This window comes from Bradyrhizobium sp. 142 (genome assembly GCF_023074015.1).
In the GTDB taxonomy this organism is placed as follows: domain Bacteria; phylum Pseudomonadota; class Alphaproteobacteria; order Rhizobiales; family Xanthobacteraceae; genus Bradyrhizobium.
Genome location: NZ_JADPKQ010000073.1, coordinates 120,086 through 137,059, shown reverse-complemented (window position 1 = coordinate 137,059; position 16,974 = coordinate 120,086). Strand labels below are relative to the sequence as shown.

Here is a 16,974-nt window from a genome sequence, read left to right as displayed (position 1 = left end):
CTGGCGCGCAATCCGGGCTACGATCTCGGAAACGTTAGCCTGAACAGCGCCGGATAGCGCGCACCCTGCAAGCCGCCGCGTGCGACGTAGAACGCGATCAGCGCGCACCACAGCCCGACATTGCCGAACGCTTGCAGCGCCCACCATGTGACGAGAAAAATCCCGAGCGAGGCCAGCATCAGGTTGCGCATTTCGCGCGCCCAGGTGGCGCCGACATAGATGCCGTCGAAGCCGAAGGCGAACACGCCCGGCACCGGCGCGAGCACGATGAACGGCAGGAAATCGCGCGCTGCCCGGCGGACGTCTTCGCTTGCCGTCATGAAGTGGATCAGGTTTGAGCCGAACAGCGCGAACAGCACCGAGACGACAAGTGCGAAGCCGAGCCCCCACGGGTCGAATCGGCAAAGCCGCGTCCATCGCGCCCGCCAAAGGTGCGGCCGCAGAGCTGCTGGGCTGCATTCGCTAGGCCGTCGAGGAAGAAGGCGCTGACCAGCAAAAAGTTGTTGAGCACGGAATTCGCGGCGAGCGTGACGTCGCCGGCCCGCGCGCCCTTGGCGGTGAAGAACAGAAATACGGCGATCAGCGCCGCGGTGCGGATCATGATGTCGGAGTTCACCGCCAGCAGCCGCATCAGTTTCTCGCGGTCGAACAGGCGCGCGCGAGCAACGGCAAAGCCAGCGTCGGTGTAGCGGTGGCAGACGATCGCGCCGAGCGCGAACCCGACCGCCTCGGACAGCAGTGCTGCCACCGCCGCGCCCGCAATCCCGGTGTCGTGGACCAGCACGAGCAGGATGGTCGCCACCATGTTGATGAGGTTGATCGCGACCTGGAGCAGCAGCGCCGGATTGGCCCGGGCTTGTCCGACCAGCCAGCCGAGGATGACGTAGTTGGCGAAGGCGAATGGCGACGACCAGATCCGGATCACGAAATAGGTTTTTGCGGCCTGCGTGACCCCCTCGCTGCCGCCCATCAGGTCGAACAGCACGGCGGCCAGCGGCAATTGCAGCACGATCAGCGCGGCGCCGATCAGGCCTGCGACGATGAAGCCGCGCACGAGAATGGCGTTCAACTCCTGCGTCTGGCCCGCGCCCAGCGCCTGCGCGGTGAAGGCGAGCGTGCTCATGCGCAGAAAGCCGAACAGCCAGAACAGGCAGTCGAAGATGACGGAGGCCATCGCGACGCCGCCGAGCAGTGCGGCGTCGTCAAGCCGCCCAATCGCGGTGGTCGAGACCACGCCGATCAGCGGCGTGGTGAGGTTCGCGACCATCGCGGGACCCGCGATGGCGAACACCTCGCGGCTGCCGACCCTGGGATGAACGGGCGCGTGCATGTCAGACCGCGAGCACCATGCCGTCTTCGGCGGTGAGATGATGGATGGCGCCCAGGCGCGACAGAACGTCGTCGCTCATATGGGTGAGGACGAGGCGTTTTGCCCCGATTGCTGGCAAATGCTGTTCCAAGGTCTTCAGGCTGAGATGGTTCTTGACCACTTTCTCGTACATATAGGCCTCGGCGATGAAAAGGTCCGCGCCATGCGCCAGCGGAATGAGCGTTTCCGTCCATTCGGTATCGGCGCTGTAGGCCAGCGTGCGGCCCTCGGCTTCGACACGGTAGGCCAGGAACGGCCCGCCGGATTCGCCGTGCACGACCGGGTAGGGCGTCACGGTCACCGCGCCGAAATTGCGGCTCTGTTTCGGCGCCAGTTCAATGACGGAGAGGTCGAAGCGCGGCTTGGTTTTGGAGGAGTGCTCGAACAGCGCCTCCATCACCTCACGCAGCCGCGTCTCGATACCTTGCGGGCCCGCGATGGTCAGCGGCCGCGTCCGCCGCGAGAATTGTGCGTCGAGCAGGAGGAACGGCAGGCCGGCAAAATGGTCGCCATGGAAGTGCGTGATCAGGATCAGGTCGATCGCGTCGGGGTCGATACCGAGCCGCTTCAGCGCGGGCAGAGCCGACGCGCCGCAATCGATCAGGAAATTGGCCTCGCTTCCCCAAACGTGGAAGCAGGTGTTGAGCCTGCCGCCCGAGCCGAAGGCGTCGCCGCAGCCGACGAAACGCAGTTGCATCGGCTGCTCCCTAAAGAGTTCAGCGGCCGCGCGGCGTGCCGAACACGCGCATCAACAGCCAGATCGGGACCACGATGACGGCGCCGAGCAGGAAGTAGCGCCACAGCCAGTTCACCGCGTCGAAGCCGAGATCCCAGAGACGCTGGAACAGGAGGCGGATGCTGTAGATGATGTTCCAGGGATCGAAACCGATCGCCGCCAGCACGACGCCGACCAGGATCGAGAGCAGGACCAGGCGAAACGCGACCGCCAGCGGCGAGCCGCCGAGAAAGCGGTTCAGGCCATCACTGCGGCCGGCCGGCAAATCTCTGACGTCGTGGGCCATCGCAAAACTCCTTGGGCGGATTCGACCCCATTATAGGGCACGGCGAGGCAGATGGGGAACCCGGAACGGGGCGTCAATCCGCTTACAGGAGTTTAATTCGGGCAGCGCGACAGAGCTTCGATTTGGGACCGCGTCGTCGGCGGCCGGCTCCTTAACCTCTCCCGCTTGCGGGAGGGGTCGCGCCGAAGGCGCGGGTGAGGGCTCTCTCCTCTTGGGGAATCCCAATGCGGAGAAACCCTCACCCCAGCCCTCTCCCGCAAGCGGGCGAGGGAGCGCACCTCCGCCTTGGCGATAATCGAGTCTCATCTCAGCACGCTTCAGATCTGGGCGCGTCGTCGGTGGCCGGCTGCTTAACCTCTCCCGCTTGCGGGAGAGGTCGCGCCGAAGGCGCGGGTGAGGGCTCTCTCCTCTTGGGGAATCCCAATCCTCTTGGGGAATCCCAATGCGGAGACACCCTCACCCCAGCCCTCTCCCGCAAGCGGGCGAGGGAGCGCACCTCCGCCTTGGCGATAATCGAGTCTCATCCCAGCACGCTTCAGATCTGGGCGCGTCGTCCTCTCCCGCAAGCGGGAGAGGGGGCGCACCGCTTTCCTGGCCGCAATCGAATGCTTTCAGGCCTCAAGTTCCGCAGCGTCCGCCTTCAGCATCTTTTCCAGCGTTTCCAGCCGGTCCGCCTCCCGCGGCGGCTTGTCCCAGCGCAATCGGCTGATGCGGGGAAAGCGCATGGCGACGCCGGATTTGTGCCGCGGCGAGCGCTGCAGACCCTCGAAGGCAACTTCCAGCACCAGCCCCTTGTCGGGCTCATGCACGACATGCCGGACAGGACCGAATTTTTCCGTGGTGTTACGGCGGACGAAGCGGTCGATCTGCAGCAGCTCCTCGTCGGTGAAACCGAAATAGGCCTTTCCGACCGGCACCAGCTCGTCGCTGGCCTCGCCCTCGGTCCAGACGCCGAACGTGTAGTCGGAATAATAGGACGAGCGCTTGCCGTGGCCGCGCTGCGCGTACATCAGCACGGCGTCGATGATGTGGGGATCGCGCTTCCACTTCCACCACTGCCCCTTCGGCCGTCCCGGCAGATAGGGCGCATCGCGCCGCTTCAGCATCACCCCTTCGACGGCGTCCGCATCCTCACCCGCACCGACGCTGGCCGGATTGGCGCGCGCCGCCGTGAGCGCGTCCCAATTCGCGAAGGGGACGGTCGGCGACAGATCGATGCGGGGATCGTCGAGCTTCTCGATGAACGCCTCCAGCCGTTCGCGCCGCTCGGCAAAGGGTAATTCGCGCAGATCGTTCTCGTCATCGCCGAGCAGGTCATAGGCGCGCAGATGGATCGGAAACTCCTTGATCAGCTTTGGCGAGACGACCTTGCGGTTGAGGCGCTGCTGCAGAACGTTGAAGCTCTGCACGCGGCCCTCGCGCAGGATTAGAAGCTCGCCGTCGATCGCGCCGGGCAGGCGCAGCGATGGCACGAGATCCGGAAAGCTGCCCGTGATGTCCTCGCCGGTGCGCGAATAGAGCCGCGCGGTGATGTGGCCGCGATCGTCGCGGCCGGCGACCGCCTGCACGCGGATGCCGTCCCATTTCCACTCGGCGATGTAGTCGGCGGGATCGAGGTTTTGGAAATCCGTGTCCTCGATCGCATGCGCCAGCATCACCGGGCGGAACGGCGCGGGATCGCGGTTGACCGGCTTGTCGCCGCGGCCTTCCAGCCAGGCGAACAGGTCGAGATAGGGCGGAGAGAGGCCGGGCCAGATCAGCTCGATGTCATGCGGATCCTTGTCGCCGAGCGCCGCGGCCGCAGTTTTTGCCAGCCGCGCGGAGATGCCGATCCGCAAGGCGCCGGTCACGAGCTTCAACAGCGCCCAGCGCCCGGTCTCGTCGAGCTCGTCGAGCCAGCGCTCGAGCTGTCTTGGCAACTCGGTCTTGCCGAGCGTGCGCAGTGTGGTGACGACGTCGGTAAGGGTTGGAGGCGGTGGGTTGTTGTGGTTGCGGGCGTGGGAGGACTCATCGGCATCTTCCCCTGAGCATCCCCCTCCCTGACCCTCCCCCACAAGGGGGGAGGGAAAGGAGAAAGCTGCGCGTCCATCATCTTGGGAATTGCTATCAGCTGTTGTGCTCGGCGGTTGCCGTTCGCTCTGCTGCGCTCCCTCCCCCCTTGTGGGGGAGGGCGGGGGAGAGGGGTGGCTCGGAAAAGACTGCTCGTTATCTAGCACGGCCGCCTTCGGCCACATCAACGCCACCGTCTCCGAGAGATCGCCGACATAATCCCAGGACAACCCGAACAGCACCGGATCGGTGCGCGCCGCGATCAGCTCGCGGATCAGCGCGGGCTTGGCGTGCTTGAAGCTCAGCGCGCCGGTCAGCGCCGCCAGCGCATAGCCGCGGTCGGGATCGCCGACCTCGCGAAAATAGCTGGTGATCAACCGCAGCTTGTTGTTGCGGCCAGGCTCGTAGGCGAGGCGGTCCAGAAGTTCGGCGAAGCGGTTCATGCCTCGGCCTCGTCGGCAAGCGGCGTCTCGCTCTCCTCCTCGTCGCCATAGCCGACGAGATCGAGTGGCTGTGCCTGCAGGCCGCAGCTCTTGCACCAATGCACCAGCGCATCCTCCTGGCCATGGGTGACCCAGACCTCGCCGGCGCCGGTCGCGGCGATGGTGGCTGTGAGGCCATCCCAATCGGCGTGATCGGAAATCACCAGCGGCAGCTCGATCCCCCGTTGTCGCGCGCGGGCGCGCACCCGCATCCAGCCGGAAGCGAAGGCGGTGACCGGATCTGGAAACCGCCGGGTCCAGAGATCCGAGGTCGCCGACGGTGGCGCTAGCGTGATGGTGCCGGCGCGCGCCGCCTTCTTCACGCCCTTGACCGGCCGCAGCTCGCCGAGCGCAATCCCGCGGCTCTGGTAGTAATGCGTGATATTCTCCATCGCGCCATGCAGATAGATCGGCGCGTCATAGCCGGCCTGCCGCAGCAGCGCGATCACGCGCTGCGCCTTGCCGAGCGAATAGGCGCCGACCAGATGCGCGCGTTCCGGAAACAGTGCGACGGAGGCCAGCAACTTCCTCACTTCGTCGGCTGCATCGCCATGCCGAAACACCGGCAGCCCGAACGTCGCCTCGGTGATGAAGACGTCGCAGGGCACCAGCTCGAACGGCGCGCAGGTCGGATCGGGCGCGTCCTTGTAGTCGCCGGAGGCGACAATGCAGGTATCTTTGCAGGTCACGGCAATTTGCGCTGAGCCGAGCACATGGCCGGCCGGATGGAATTTCACGCGGACGTCGCCGAGCCTGATGTCCTCGCCGTACCCGATCGCTTGCGTCGAGCCGGCGAAATTCTCGCCATAGCGCAGCCGCATCATGTCCAGCGTTTCCTGCGTCGCTAGCACCGCGCCATGGCCGGCGCGGGCGTGGTCGGAGTGGCCGTGGGTGATCACGGCCCGCTCGACCGGGCGTACGGGGTCGATATGGAAGCCGCCGGGCTTGCAGCACAGGCCGGCGGCCACAGGCATTAGGATATCGCGCGGACGCATCTGGGTGATATAGGGAGTGCCGGTCACAAAATTCACCCGTCATGCGCGGGCTTGACCCGCGCATCCATCCTCTTAAACAGTGCTTTTTTTGATGGATTGCCGGGCGCCCGGCGATGATGAGCCGAGTTCCATGCCCCTGCGCCTATTCCACTCCTCCGGCGACCTGATGGCCGACCGCCGCTTCGAATTCGCGCGCGACCTCCAGCTCAAGGGCGATCTGCCTGCCGCCGCCGACCTCATCGAGCAGGCGATCGAGCTCGCTCCGAATTTCACTTCGGCCTGGTTCACGCTCGGCGAAATCCGCAGCCAGCTCGGCGGGCGCGACAAGGCCATCGCGGCGTTTCGAAAATCGCGGGAGTGCGACCCGAGCGATCAGCATGGCGCGCACCTGCATCTGATCCGCCTCGGCGACGAGCAATTGTCCGAAATGCCAAAAGCCTATGTGCAGGCCTTGTTCGATCAATATGCGCCGCGCTTCGAGCACGTGCTGATCAACGATCTCGGCTATCGCGCCCCGTCCCTGATCTTCAAGGCGGTGCTGGCCGCGCGCGTCGCGGCGAAGAAGCCGGCGTTCTTCAAGCGCGCCATCGATCTCGGTTGCGGCACCGGGCTGGCGGCAGCTGCGTTCGCCAAGCAGGTCGATCATTTCACCGGGATCGATCTGTCGCCCGGCATGATCAAGCAAGCGCGCGCGACAAATCTCTACGCCGAGCTCGAAGTCGCCGACATGATCGAGGGCCTGCGCGGCAAGAGCGATGCCGGCGCGAACCTCGTCGTGGCGGCGGATGCGTTCGTCTATCTCTCCGACCTTGTCCCGGTGCTGGGCGAAGCCAGGCGCGTGCTTGCATCCGGCGGCGTGCTCGCCTTCACACTGGAGACGCATGACAGCGGCGGCGTCGTTCTTGGCGCAGGCCTGCGCTATGCCCACGCAGCGGAATATGTACGCGGTGCGATCGTCCGGGCCGGGCTCAAGTTCTTGACTCTGGCGTCCGGCTCGCCGCGGATCGAGAACACCGAGCCGGTGCGCGGTATCGTCGTGGTCGCCGAGAAAACTTGAGTCTAGGCGCTACGGCCGTACCGATTTGAGCGTCTTGCGCCGCAAAGCGGCGACTTCTCGCTTGCGAGGCGTGCAGCAATGCCAGCACAATGCGCGCACCAGGGAGAAAACGATAATGACGAAGAATCCATCGCGGCGCGATTTCAGCGCCGCCGCGCTCGCCACCATAGCCTCATCCACTTTGCCCGCGCCTTATGTCTGGGCCGCGGACAAGAAATACGATGCAGGCGCCAGCGACACCGAGGTCAAGATCGGCCAGACCGTGCCGCATTCCGGCCCCGGCTCGCTCTATGGCGTGCTCGGCCGCGTCGGCGAAGCCTATTTCCAGATGCTGAACGAGAAGGGCGGCATCAACGGCCGCAAGGTCAAGTTCCTGACTATGGACGACGCCTACAGCGCGCCGAAATGCGTCGAGGCGACGCGGCGTCTGGTCGAGCAGGAGGAAGTGCTTGCGCTCTACGGCTCGCTCGGCACCGCGCCGCAGACCGCCGTGCACAAATACCTGAACTCCAAGGGCGTGCCGCAGCTCCTGCTCAACACCGGCGCATCCAAGTGGAATAATCCCAAGGAGTTCAAATGGACCATGGCGGGCCTGCCGCTGTATCCGACCGAGGCGCGCATCCTGGCCCGCCACGTCGTCAGCGTGAAGCCGAACGCCAAGATCGGCATCCTCTACCAGAACGACGATTTCGGCCGCGACTTCCTTGGTCCGTTCAAGAAGGTTCTGGCCGATGCCGGCGGCACCGCGCAGGTGATCATGGAGCAAACCTACGATCTGACCGATCCGACCGTCGATTCCCAGCTCATCAATCTCTCCAAGTCGGGCGCCGACGTGTTCTACAACATCTCCACCGGCAAGGCGTCGTCGCAGTCGATCCGGAAGGTGGCGGAGCTCGGCTGGAAGCCGCTGCAATTGCTCTCCGCCGGCTCGACCGGAAAGTCCATCCTCAGTGCCGCCGGATCCGAGAACGCATCCGGCATCGTCGCGATCCGCTATTCCAAGGATTCGGGCCCCGGACCGTGGGAGAACGACAAGGACGTGATCGCGTTCGACACGCTGCGCAAGAACTATCTGCCGAACATCGATCCCGACAACACCATCGCCTATGCCGGTTACGGCCAGGCCGTGAGCATGGGCGAGATCCTGCGCCGCTGCGGCGGCGAGCTCACCCGCGAAAACGTGCTCAAGCAGGCCGCAAACCTCAACGGCTTCCATTCGCCGTTCTTCCTCGACGGCGTCGACTATAGCTACACGCCCGACGATTACACGCCGATGAAGACGCTGTTCATCTCGACCTTCAATGGCAAGGACTGGCAGGTCTCTGATAAGCCCGTGACGGAGTAGCTTTCTTCCCTTCTCCCCTTGTGGGAGAAGGTGGCGCGAAGCGCCGGATGAGGGATTCTTTCCGCGAATTCGATAAGCATTGACGCGCGCGGAGAAATTCACCCGTCTTCGATGCTACGCATCGAAGCCACCCTCTCCCACAAGGGGAGAGGGGACAGCGGCACCTCGCTCATCCACGCCACCCCCTCGACGAACCCGCCCCCACGGCTTACCTGTGATGCCGTGCCGCCCCGCATCCTCACCGCATCGGCCGAGCCGGCCGCATTGCTGCCCGATCGCTTCCAGCAATGGTTCGCGGCGCGTGGCTGGGCGCCGCGGGCGCACCAATTGGCGCTGCTGGAAAAGGCGCGCGAAGATCGCTCCGCGCTGCTGATCGCGCCGACCGGAGCCGGCAAGACGCTCGCGGGATTTCTGCCGACGCTGGTTGAGCTGAGTTCTGCGCCCGCAGCTCCCGCGAAATCGGTGGTCTCCACCGGCCGCAGCCTGCAGCGCAGCGGCGGCCTGCACACGCTCTACATCTCGCCGCTGAAGGCGCTCGCCGTCGACATCGCGCGCAATCTGGAACGGCCGGTCGCGGAGATGGGGCTGCCGATCAAGATCGAGACCCGCACCGGCGACACGCCGGTGTCGCGGCGGCAGCGGCAGCGGCGCTATCCGCCCGACGTGCTGCTGACGACGCCCGAGCAGCTTGCGCTGCTGCTGTCGTCCGACGACGCGCCGTTCCTGTTCTCATCGCTCAAGCGCATCGTGCTCGATGAGCTGCACGCGCTGGTGACCTCCAAGCGCGGCGATCTCTTGTCGCTCGGGCTGGCGCGGCTATGGCGCTTGGCGCCGCAAATGCGCGCGATCGGCCTGTCGGCGACGGTGGCCGAGCCGGAATCGCTGGCGCGCTTCCTGGTGCCGCAACCCAAGGAAAAGCCGGAGGCCGCCGACATCGTCGTCGCCGGCGGCGCAGCGCCGCCGCTGGTCGAGATGCTCGACACCCGCGAGCGGCTGCCCTGGGCCGGCCACAGCGCCCGCCACGCGCTTCCCGAGCTCTACGATCTGATCAAGGCGAACAAGACGACGCTGGTCTTCGTCAACACCCGCAGCCAGGCCGAGATGCTGTTCCAGCAGCTCTGGCGCATGAACGACGACAACCTTGCGATCGCGCTGCATCACGGCTCGCTCGATGTCGCGCAGCGCCGCAAGGTCGAGGACGCCATGTCCGCAGGAAAACTGCACGGCGTGGTCTGTACTTCTTCGCTCGACCTCGGCGTCGATTGGGGCGACGTCGATCTGGTCGTCAATATCGGCGCGCCCAAGGGCGCCTCGCGGCTGATGCAGCGAATCGGCCGCGCCAATCACCGCCTCGACGAGGCCTCGCGCGCGGTGCTGGTGCCGGCGAATCGTTTCGAGGTGCTGGAGTGCCGCGTCGCAATCGACGCCATCGCAGAGAATGCGCAGGACACGCCGTCGCTGCGCCTAGGGGCGCTCGACGTGCTGGCCCAGCACGTGCTCGGCTGCGCCTGCGGCGAGCCGTTTCTCTCGGGCGAGCTCTATGACGAGGTCCGCACCGCCGCGCCCTACGCCGATCTCACGCGGCAGGATTTCGACGACGTCGTCGATTTCGTCGCCACCGGCGGCTACGCGCTGAAGACCTACGAGCGTTTCGCCCGCATCAAGCAGGACAAGCAAGGCCGCTGGCGTGTCGCCAATCCAAAGGTGCGGCAGAGCTACCGCATGAATGTCGGCACCATCGTCGCGGACGACATGCTGAAGGTGCGGCTGGTGCGCTCGCGCAGCGGCGGTGCGGGCTCGACGGGGGTGATCGCGCGCAGCGGCAGGCTGCTCGGCGAGATCGAGGAAGCCTTCATCGAGGGCCTCGCGCCCGCCGACACCTTCGTGTTCAGCGGCGAGGTGGTGCGCTACGAGGCGCTGGTGGAGGACCAGGTCTATGTCTCGCGTGCCAACGACAAGGACCCGAAAGTGCCGTCCTACATGGGCGGCAAGTTTCCGCTCTCGACCTATCTCGCCGAACGCGTGCGCCGCCTGCTCGATGACGGGCGCGCCTGGGGTGCCTTGCCCGAGCAGGTGCGCGACTGGCTGTCGCAGCAAAAAGATGTCTCGCGCGTGCCCGCGGTGCGCGAGCTGCTGGTCGAGAGTTTTCCGCGCGCGAACAAGCATTATCTGGTCTGCTATCCCTTCGAAGGGCGCCTCGCGCATCAGACGCTCGGCATGCTGCTGACGCGCCGGCTGGAGCGTGCCCGCGCCCGGCCGCTCGGCTTCGTCGCCAACGAATATGCGATCGCGGTCTGGACGCTCGGCGACATGTCTTTCATGATCCGCAACGGCAGGATCGATCTTAACGCGCTGTTCGACCCTGATATGCTCGGCGACGACCTTGAAGCGTGGCTCGCCGAATCCGCATTGATGAAGCGCACCTTCCGCAACTGCGCAATCATCTCCGGGCTGATCGCGCGCCGTCACACCGGCGAGGAGAAAAGCCGCCGCCAGGTGCTGTTCTCGACCGATCTCGTCTACGATGTGCTGCGCAAGCACCAGGCCGATCACGTCCTGCTGCGTGCCGGGCGCGCGGATGCCGCCTCCGGCCTGCTCGATCTGCGCCGTCTCAGCGACATGCTGACCCGTATCCAGGGCCGCATCACCCATCGGGAACTCGACCACGTCTCTCCGCTCGCCGTCCCCGTGATGCTGGAAATCGGCCGCGAGTCAGTTTATGGCGAAGCTGGAGACGAGCTGTTGGCGGAAGCTGCCGACGAGCTCGTCAAAGAGGCGATGTCGTAAACGGCAACAATGGTTCTTTGGGTCGCAACTCTATCCACATCGTCATGCCCGGGCTTGCTCGCCCGGCGAAGCCTTGGCGTAGCCGGGACCCGGGCATCCACGTCTTTCTTGCCGCGGCAAGAACGTGGATGGCCGGGACAAGCCCGGCCATGACGGAGCACGTGGCCTTTTCAGTGACGACGACGCGCAGCGTCGATGTCGCAAGTATTTCACTTCACGCCGATCTCTCCGGCGCCTTGTTCTGGGAAGAGCAGCGCCTGCTCGTCGTCTCCGACCTGCACCTGGAAAAAGGCTCCAGTTATGCCACGCGCGGCGTGCTGCTGCCGCCTTACGACACGGTCGCAACGCTCGGCCGGCTCGCTGCGGTCATCTCCCGCCATGATCCGCGCATCGTCATCGCGCTTGGCGACAGTTTTCACGATCGCACCGCGCATGGACGCCTGTCGGCGGATGATCGCGATGCCGTCAGCGCGCTGCAGTCCGGTCGCGACTGGATCTGGATCTCCGGCAATCATGATCCGGCGCTGCCGCGCGATCTCGGCGGCACCGTCGCAGACGAAGTCGCAATCGGCCCGATCACCTTCCGCCATGAGCCGACCGGCGCGCGCGGCGAAATCGCCGGCCATCTGCATCCCAAGGCGCGCGTCTCGACGCGCGGCCGCTCGATGGAGCGCCGCTGCTTCGCCTGCGACGGGATACGCGCCGTGATGCCCGCCTTCGGCGCCTATGCCGGCGGCCTCAGCATCCGCGACGCGGCGTTCGCAAAGATCTTTCCGAACAACGGCTTCGTCGCGCACTTGCTCGGCGACCGCCGCGTCCATGCCATCGCCGCCTCCCGGTGCTATTGAGATGCGCACTTCGTAGGGTGGGTTAGCGAAGCGTAACCCACCTCTTTTGCTGCCGCGGCGACAAACAGTGGTGGGTACGCCGGCGGACTGTGCTTCGCGCAGCCGCAGAGCTAACCCACCCTACGCAGTCTCATTAAGCCGCCTTCGCCTGCACATCATCGCAGAACTCGGCGAGCCGATCCGCCAGCCGCAGCGTCGCCGGGCTGGCGCCAGGCGACGCCATCAACGCGACCTCGGTCTTGTCGATCGGCGCAAAGCCGTCCTTGGCGGTCAGCACGCGGTGATCGGACTGGATCGCCATCTCCGACAAGATGCTCAGGCCCATGCCGGCGGCAACAGCGGCCTGGATGCCGGCGAGGCTCGATGAGGTGTAGGCCATGTGCCAGGGCCGGCCGGCGCTTTCGAGCGCGTGGATCGCGCCGGCGCGGTAGAGGCAGCCGAGCGGGAAGCCGATCAGCGGAACGGAAGCGGCGTCCGCGTCAATCGGATGGCGCTTGCTGGTGACCCAGTGCACCCGCTCCGGCCACACCGCAATCGCATCCTTCCCGCCGGCCGCGCGCTTGAAGAGCGCAAGATCAAGCTCGCTGCGTTCGAGATCGCGCGCCAGGTTCTTGCTCTGGTCGGCGCGTACGTCGAGCCGCAGGCCGGGATGGGAGCGCGAGAACGCAGCCAGCAGTTTTGTCAGCCGGTACGCCGCGAAATCCTCGGGGATGCCGAGCCGGATCGCGCCTTCGCTGTCCGGCTGGCGCAGCACGTCGCGCGCCTCCTCGGCGAGCGACAAAAGCCGCCGCGCGTAGGACAGCAGCCGCTCGCCGGCTTCGGTCGGGCGCACGTCCTTGCCGTCACGATGCAGCAGCACCTGGCCGACGTCCTCCTCGAGCCGCTTGATCTGCTGGCTGACGGTCGATTGTGTGCGGTGGACGCGCTCGCCGGCACGGGTGAAACCGCCGGCATCGACCACCGAGACGAAGCTGCGCAGCAGCTCGAGATCGAGCATGGCCGCCTCCATTCGAAAATCCACTGATCAAAAGTTAATCATTTAATTTCCAAATGACAAGGGACGTCCCTAGATCGACGGCAAAGGAGAATGTCCCCCATGTCGCTCGCCCCCTCGATTTCGGTTCCCCGCAGCCGCTTCAACACGCTGCCGCTCGCTATCGGCCTGTTCTGCCTGCTCTGGAGCTATGCCTTCGTCGCCGGCAAGATTGGCGTCACCCATTGCCCGCCGCTGATCCTGCTCGCCGCGCGCTTCTCGCTCGCCGGCATATTGATCGTCAGCGCCACGCTGATCCGCGGCGACGGTTGGTCGCTGTCCTGGCGCGACGCCGCAATCTTCACCGTGATCGGCATCGCCAACAACGCGCTCTATCTCGGGCTTGGCTATACCGGCCTGCAATCGGTCTCCGCCGGTCTTGGCGGCCTGATCGTCTCGGCAAATCCGGTGTTCACGGCGGGTCTCGCCGCGCTCCTGCTCGGCGAAGGCATGACCTGGCGCAAGGCGAGCGGCCTGCTGCTCGGCGTCATCGGCGTGACGGCGATCGTCTGGCACCGGCTGTCGGTCGGCACCGACTCATTTCACGGCATCATGTTCACGCTGGCCTCGCTCGCCTCCATCGTCGCCGGCACGATCCTGTTCAAGCTGCTTTCGCCGAAGGGCAGCCTGTGGATCGGCAACGGCGTCCAAAATCTCGCCGCCGGCATCGTGCTGACGCCGGTTGCGCTCACTTTCGCCGACGTCCATGCGATCGATGTCACGGCGAGCCTGATCGGCGCCTTCGCGTTCCTCGTGCTGGGCGGCTCGATTCTCGCCTACTGGCTCTGGTTTCATCTCCTGAAAGTGTGTGGCGCCACCGCGGCCAGTGCCTATCATTTCCTGATGCCGCCGCTCGGCATGCTGTTCGCCTTCCTGGTGCTCGGCGAGCATGTCGAGGCGCGCGACCTCTTCGGCATCATCCCGGTCGCGCTCGGCATTTATCTGGTGACGCGGCCCGCCGCGAAGCCAGTTTCGTAAGAGGAGTTGACTATGCCCATTTCCATCACCCTGATCGGCGGCCCCACCGCGCTGATCGACATCGACGGCTTTCGCCTGCTCACCGACCCCACCTTTGATGCACCTGGCGCCTACCAATTGCCGCATGTGAAGCTCGAGAAGACGATCGGACCTGCCTTGAAAGCCGACGCGATCGGGCCGGTCGATGCCGTTCTGCTCAGCCACGACCAGCATTCGGACAATCTCGACAATTCCGGCCGCGACTTGCTCAAAAGCGTGGAGCGCGTGCTGACGACAGAAGCGGGCGCCAAGCGCCTCGGCGGCCACGTCGAAGGCCTCGCGCCTTGGGGCACCGCGCATGTGAAAGATCGCGACGGCAACTCACTCACCATCACCGCGACACCTGCGCGTCACGGTCCGGCCGGCATCGAGCCGCTGTCGGGCGATGTCATCGGCTTCGTGGTGTCGTCGAGCAGGAAGGACACCAGCCCGGTCTATATCAGCGGCGACACCACCTGGTTCGACGGCGTCGCCGAGGTCGCGCGCCGCTTCAAATGCGGCGTGGTGATGCCGTTCGCCGGCGCCGCGCAAACGCGCGGGCCGTTCCACCTCACCATGGATACCAACGACGCGATCGAGACCGCGCGCGCCTTCCCGGATGCGATGATCGTTCCCGTGCACACGGAGGGGTGGGCGCATTTCCGACAGAACAGCGAGGATCTGCGTAAGACCTTTGACATGCTGGGCTTCGGGCCGCGGTTGCGGCTGCTGGAGCCGGGCGTGCCGACGGTGGTGGAGGCGCCGTGATCGGCAGCTGTCGCTGCGAGAAGTGAATACAAGCTGCTTCCCCAACGTCGTCCTGGCGAAAGCCAGGACCCATTACCCCGACTGGTTCTTGTTGCGGCAAGCTGTAGCCAAAAGAGTTCTGTAACAACTATGGCCTGTGGCAATGGGTCCCGGCTTTCGCCAGGACGACTCGGAGAAACGATTGTCCGCTTTCGCTAACAACGAATGCACCCCTCAATCCTTGCGAAACACGATCGACGCCATCCACCCCGTCATTAGCGCCATCGCTGCCGTGACGAGGCCGTAGACCAAGCCGTTCTGTCGAGCATTTGTCGCGACGAACTGTTCAAAGCCGACCTTGACGATCTCGAAGGCGGTGTCGGTCTTGCCGATGAACGCGCCGTTCGCGAACAGTTTTATCTCGACCTCATAGGTCCCGATCGGCACCTCCGCCGGCAACGGAATGCCGGTGCGGAACAGAGTCGGCGTCAGGAACGTCACCGCGGCGGCGTCCTCGCGATAGAGCCCGCGCTGGGTGCGCAGGCGGATGAAGGCTGAACGGAACGCGTCGTTCGGCACCACGTCGGCATAGTCGCCGCTGACGCGCTGCATCAACAGCACGTTGTTGAGCCCGATCTGCTGCCGCCGCGCGATCTCGGGCGAGGTGATCGCCTCGAAGGAGCGGTTGGCGAACAGCGCCAGATAGCTCGGTACCTGCAGGAACTGCCGGTAGTCGGTGTTGATCCAGATGCCGAACGTGTGCTCCTTGCGCCGCGTCACCATGTCGGCACGCGGACCCATCACGGTCACCACCAGATCGTAAGTCGTGCGGTCGGCGGGCGTCGAGGCGTCCTTCTCGACTGAGCCGAACAGCACCAGCTCCTCGCCGGAATAGTTCGGCGTCACTGTGACGCGGTGGTTGGAGACCGACACGATCAGCCGCTCGGCGCGCGCGGCGCCGCTCAGCAACAGGACGAGAAGAGCTGCAACAAGTGCGCGCATCATCCGCTCACTCCCAGCTCGCGGATCGTAAAGAGATCCTCCGGCCGGATCACGAGCTCGACGGCGAAGCGGACGCCGACCGAGAGGATCAAAAGGCCCAGCAGCAGCCGCAACTGCTCGCCGCGGATCTTCTGGCCCGCGCGTGCGCCGAACTGCGCACCAGTGACGCCGCCGACCATCAGGATCAGCGCCAGAACCGCATCGACCAGATGATTGGTCACGGCATGCAGCAAGGTCGCGAACAACATGGTGACCAGCGTCAGGATCATCGAGGTCCCGATCACCGTCGAGGTCGGCACCCGCAGCAGATAGATCATGATCGGCACCAGGATGAAGCCGCCGCCGATGCCCATGATAGCGCCGATGAAGCCGATCAGGATGCCGACGATCACCACGGGAATCACCGACAGATAGATTTTCGAGCGCTTGAACCGCATCTTCAGCGGCAGGCCGTGGATCCAGTTGTGTGTGCGCCGCGGTGGGACAGTGCCGCGCCGGGTTCGCATCAGGGCGCGCAGGCCCTCGGAGAACATCACGCTGCCGACCGTGCTGAGCAGCACGACATAGGACAGCGCGATCATCAGGTCGAGCTGCCCGAGTGCGCGAAGCTGCGTAAACGTCCACACGCCGAGCGCGGTGCCGGTCACGCCGCCGCAGAGCAAGACGCTCGCAAGCGCCGGATCGATCGCGCGCCGCCGCCAATAGGAGAGCGCACCGGAAAAGGACGAGGCGGCAATGTGGCTCGCGACCGAGGCGACCGCGACCGCCGGCGTGATCCCGATGAAGATCAGGAGCGGCGTCATCAGAAACCCGCCGCCGATCCCGAACATGCCGGAGACGAAGCCGACCGCGGCGCCCATCGCCAGCACGAGAAACACGTTGACCGGAAGATCGGCGATCGGGAGGTAGAGCTGCATCGGGGACCACGCTCCGGCGAGACGGATCGATTTCGCGGAATGCTCGCAGGAAGACGGAACGATTGCCGCGCCCCTCAATAGCCGAATTCGCCGCCGTGAGGGATTAGGAATTTTGGGTGTGGTGAACGAAGGCCGCGGGCTTGCTCCGCCTCTCCCGCATGCGGGAGAGGCCGACGCGCTCGAAGAGCGCGGCGGGTGAGGGCTCTCGCCACGCAGGGATGTCCTCCGCAATCCTCAAAAATCCCGACGCGGAGACACCCCCACCCCAGCCCTCCCCCGCAAGCGGGAGAGGGAGCCCAGTGCCGATGTCGCCGCATCGTGCACT

13 protein-coding genes and 1 pseudogene are annotated in these 16,974 nt (G+C 65.4%); 6 read left to right on the top strand and 8 right to left on the bottom strand.

Features of this window, described 5'->3' with window-relative positions:
- Window positions 1–17 precede the first annotated feature (17 nt).
- The 5 genes and pseudogenes from IVA82_RS08150 to IVA82_RS08130 all read right to left on the bottom strand — a co-directional run bounded on the left by IVA82_RS08150 (window position 18) and on the right by IVA82_RS08130 (window position 5,917).
- Window positions 18–1,330: pseudogene (locus tag IVA82_RS08150) on the bottom strand (MATE family efflux transporter).
- A 1-nt stretch (window position 1,331) separates the two neighbouring features.
- Window positions 1,332–2,066 (bottom strand): MBL fold metallo-hydrolase, encoded by a 735-nt coding sequence (locus IVA82_RS08145; RefSeq protein WP_247389010.1) that lies wholly within the window; start codon window positions 2,064–2,066, stop codon window positions 1,332–1,334.
- 19 nt (window positions 2,067–2,085) lie between these two features.
- On the bottom strand, window positions 2,086–2,391 hold the full coding sequence (locus IVA82_RS08140; protein WP_247389009.1) for a DUF6460 domain-containing protein: 306 nt from the start codon (window positions 2,389–2,391) through the stop codon (window positions 2,086–2,088).
- 611 nt (window positions 2,392–3,002) lie between these two features.
- Entirely contained in the window at window positions 3,003–4,883 is a 1,881-nt protein-coding gene (locus IVA82_RS08135; RefSeq protein ID WP_247493233.1) for a cisplatin damage response ATP-dependent DNA ligase, read from the bottom strand.
- A complete protein-coding gene (locus tag IVA82_RS08130) occupies window positions 4,880–5,917 on the bottom strand; it encodes a ligase-associated DNA damage response exonuclease (protein WP_247389036.1) in 1,038 nt (345 codons plus the stop codon). The genes IVA82_RS08135 and IVA82_RS08130 overlap by 4 nt, the downstream gene beginning before the upstream one ends.
- Window positions 5,918–6,047: 130 nt before the next feature.
- Here IVA82_RS08130 and IVA82_RS08125 point away from each other — a divergent pair, with 130 nt between their 5' ends.
- From IVA82_RS08125 to pdeM, 4 genes are all read left to right on the top strand, one after another.
- Window positions 6,048–6,974 (top strand): methyltransferase domain-containing protein, encoded by a 927-nt coding sequence (locus IVA82_RS08125; protein WP_247389007.1) that lies wholly within the window; start codon window positions 6,048–6,050, stop codon window positions 6,972–6,974.
- Between the two features lie 115 nt (window positions 6,975–7,089).
- Complete coding sequence (locus tag IVA82_RS08120; protein ID WP_247389006.1) at window positions 7,090–8,319, top strand: ABC transporter substrate-binding protein; 1,230 nt, start codon at window positions 7,090–7,092, stop codon at window positions 8,317–8,319.
- A 222-nt stretch (window positions 8,320–8,541) separates the two neighbouring features.
- Window positions 8,542–11,106, top strand: coding sequence for a ligase-associated DNA damage response DEXH box helicase (locus IVA82_RS08115; protein WP_247389005.1), 2,565 nt, complete (start codon window positions 8,542–8,544; stop codon window positions 11,104–11,106).
- Window positions 11,107–11,255: 149 nt separating this feature from the next.
- Entirely contained in the window at window positions 11,256–11,954 is a 699-nt protein-coding gene (gene pdeM, locus IVA82_RS08110; protein WP_247389004.1) for a ligase-associated DNA damage response endonuclease PdeM, read from the top strand.
- Window positions 11,955–12,087: 133 nt separating this feature from the next.
- On the opposite strand, the gene IVA82_RS08105 is transcribed toward pdeM, so the two are convergent.
- Window positions 12,088–12,951 carry a LysR substrate-binding domain-containing protein gene (locus tag IVA82_RS08105; RefSeq protein WP_247389003.1) on the bottom strand — a complete coding sequence of 288 codons (864 nt, stop codon included), beginning with the start codon at window positions 12,949–12,951 and terminating at the stop codon, window positions 12,088–12,090.
- Between the two features lie 99 nt (window positions 12,952–13,050).
- Between IVA82_RS08105 and IVA82_RS08100 the strand changes: the two genes are divergently transcribed.
- Window positions 13,051–13,965, top strand: a complete 915-nt coding sequence (locus IVA82_RS08100; RefSeq protein WP_247389002.1) for a DMT family transporter — start codon at window positions 13,051–13,053, stop codon at window positions 13,963–13,965.
- A 12-nt stretch (window positions 13,966–13,977) separates the two neighbouring features.
- Window positions 13,978–14,751, top strand: coding sequence for an MBL fold metallo-hydrolase (locus IVA82_RS08095; protein WP_247389001.1), 774 nt, complete (start codon window positions 13,978–13,980; stop codon window positions 14,749–14,751).
- A 213-nt stretch (window positions 14,752–14,964) separates the two neighbouring features.
- On the opposite strand, the gene IVA82_RS08090 is transcribed toward IVA82_RS08095, so the two are convergent.
- Window positions 14,965–15,735 (bottom strand): TIGR02186 family protein, encoded by a 771-nt coding sequence (locus tag IVA82_RS08090; protein ID WP_247389000.1) that lies wholly within the window; start codon window positions 15,733–15,735, stop codon window positions 14,965–14,967.
- Entirely contained in the window at window positions 15,732–16,649 is a 918-nt protein-coding gene (locus IVA82_RS08085; RefSeq protein ID WP_247388999.1) for a sulfite exporter TauE/SafE family protein, read from the bottom strand. Before IVA82_RS08085 ends, IVA82_RS08090 begins: the two co-directional genes overlap by 4 nt.
- Window positions 16,650–16,974 lie beyond the last annotated feature (325 nt).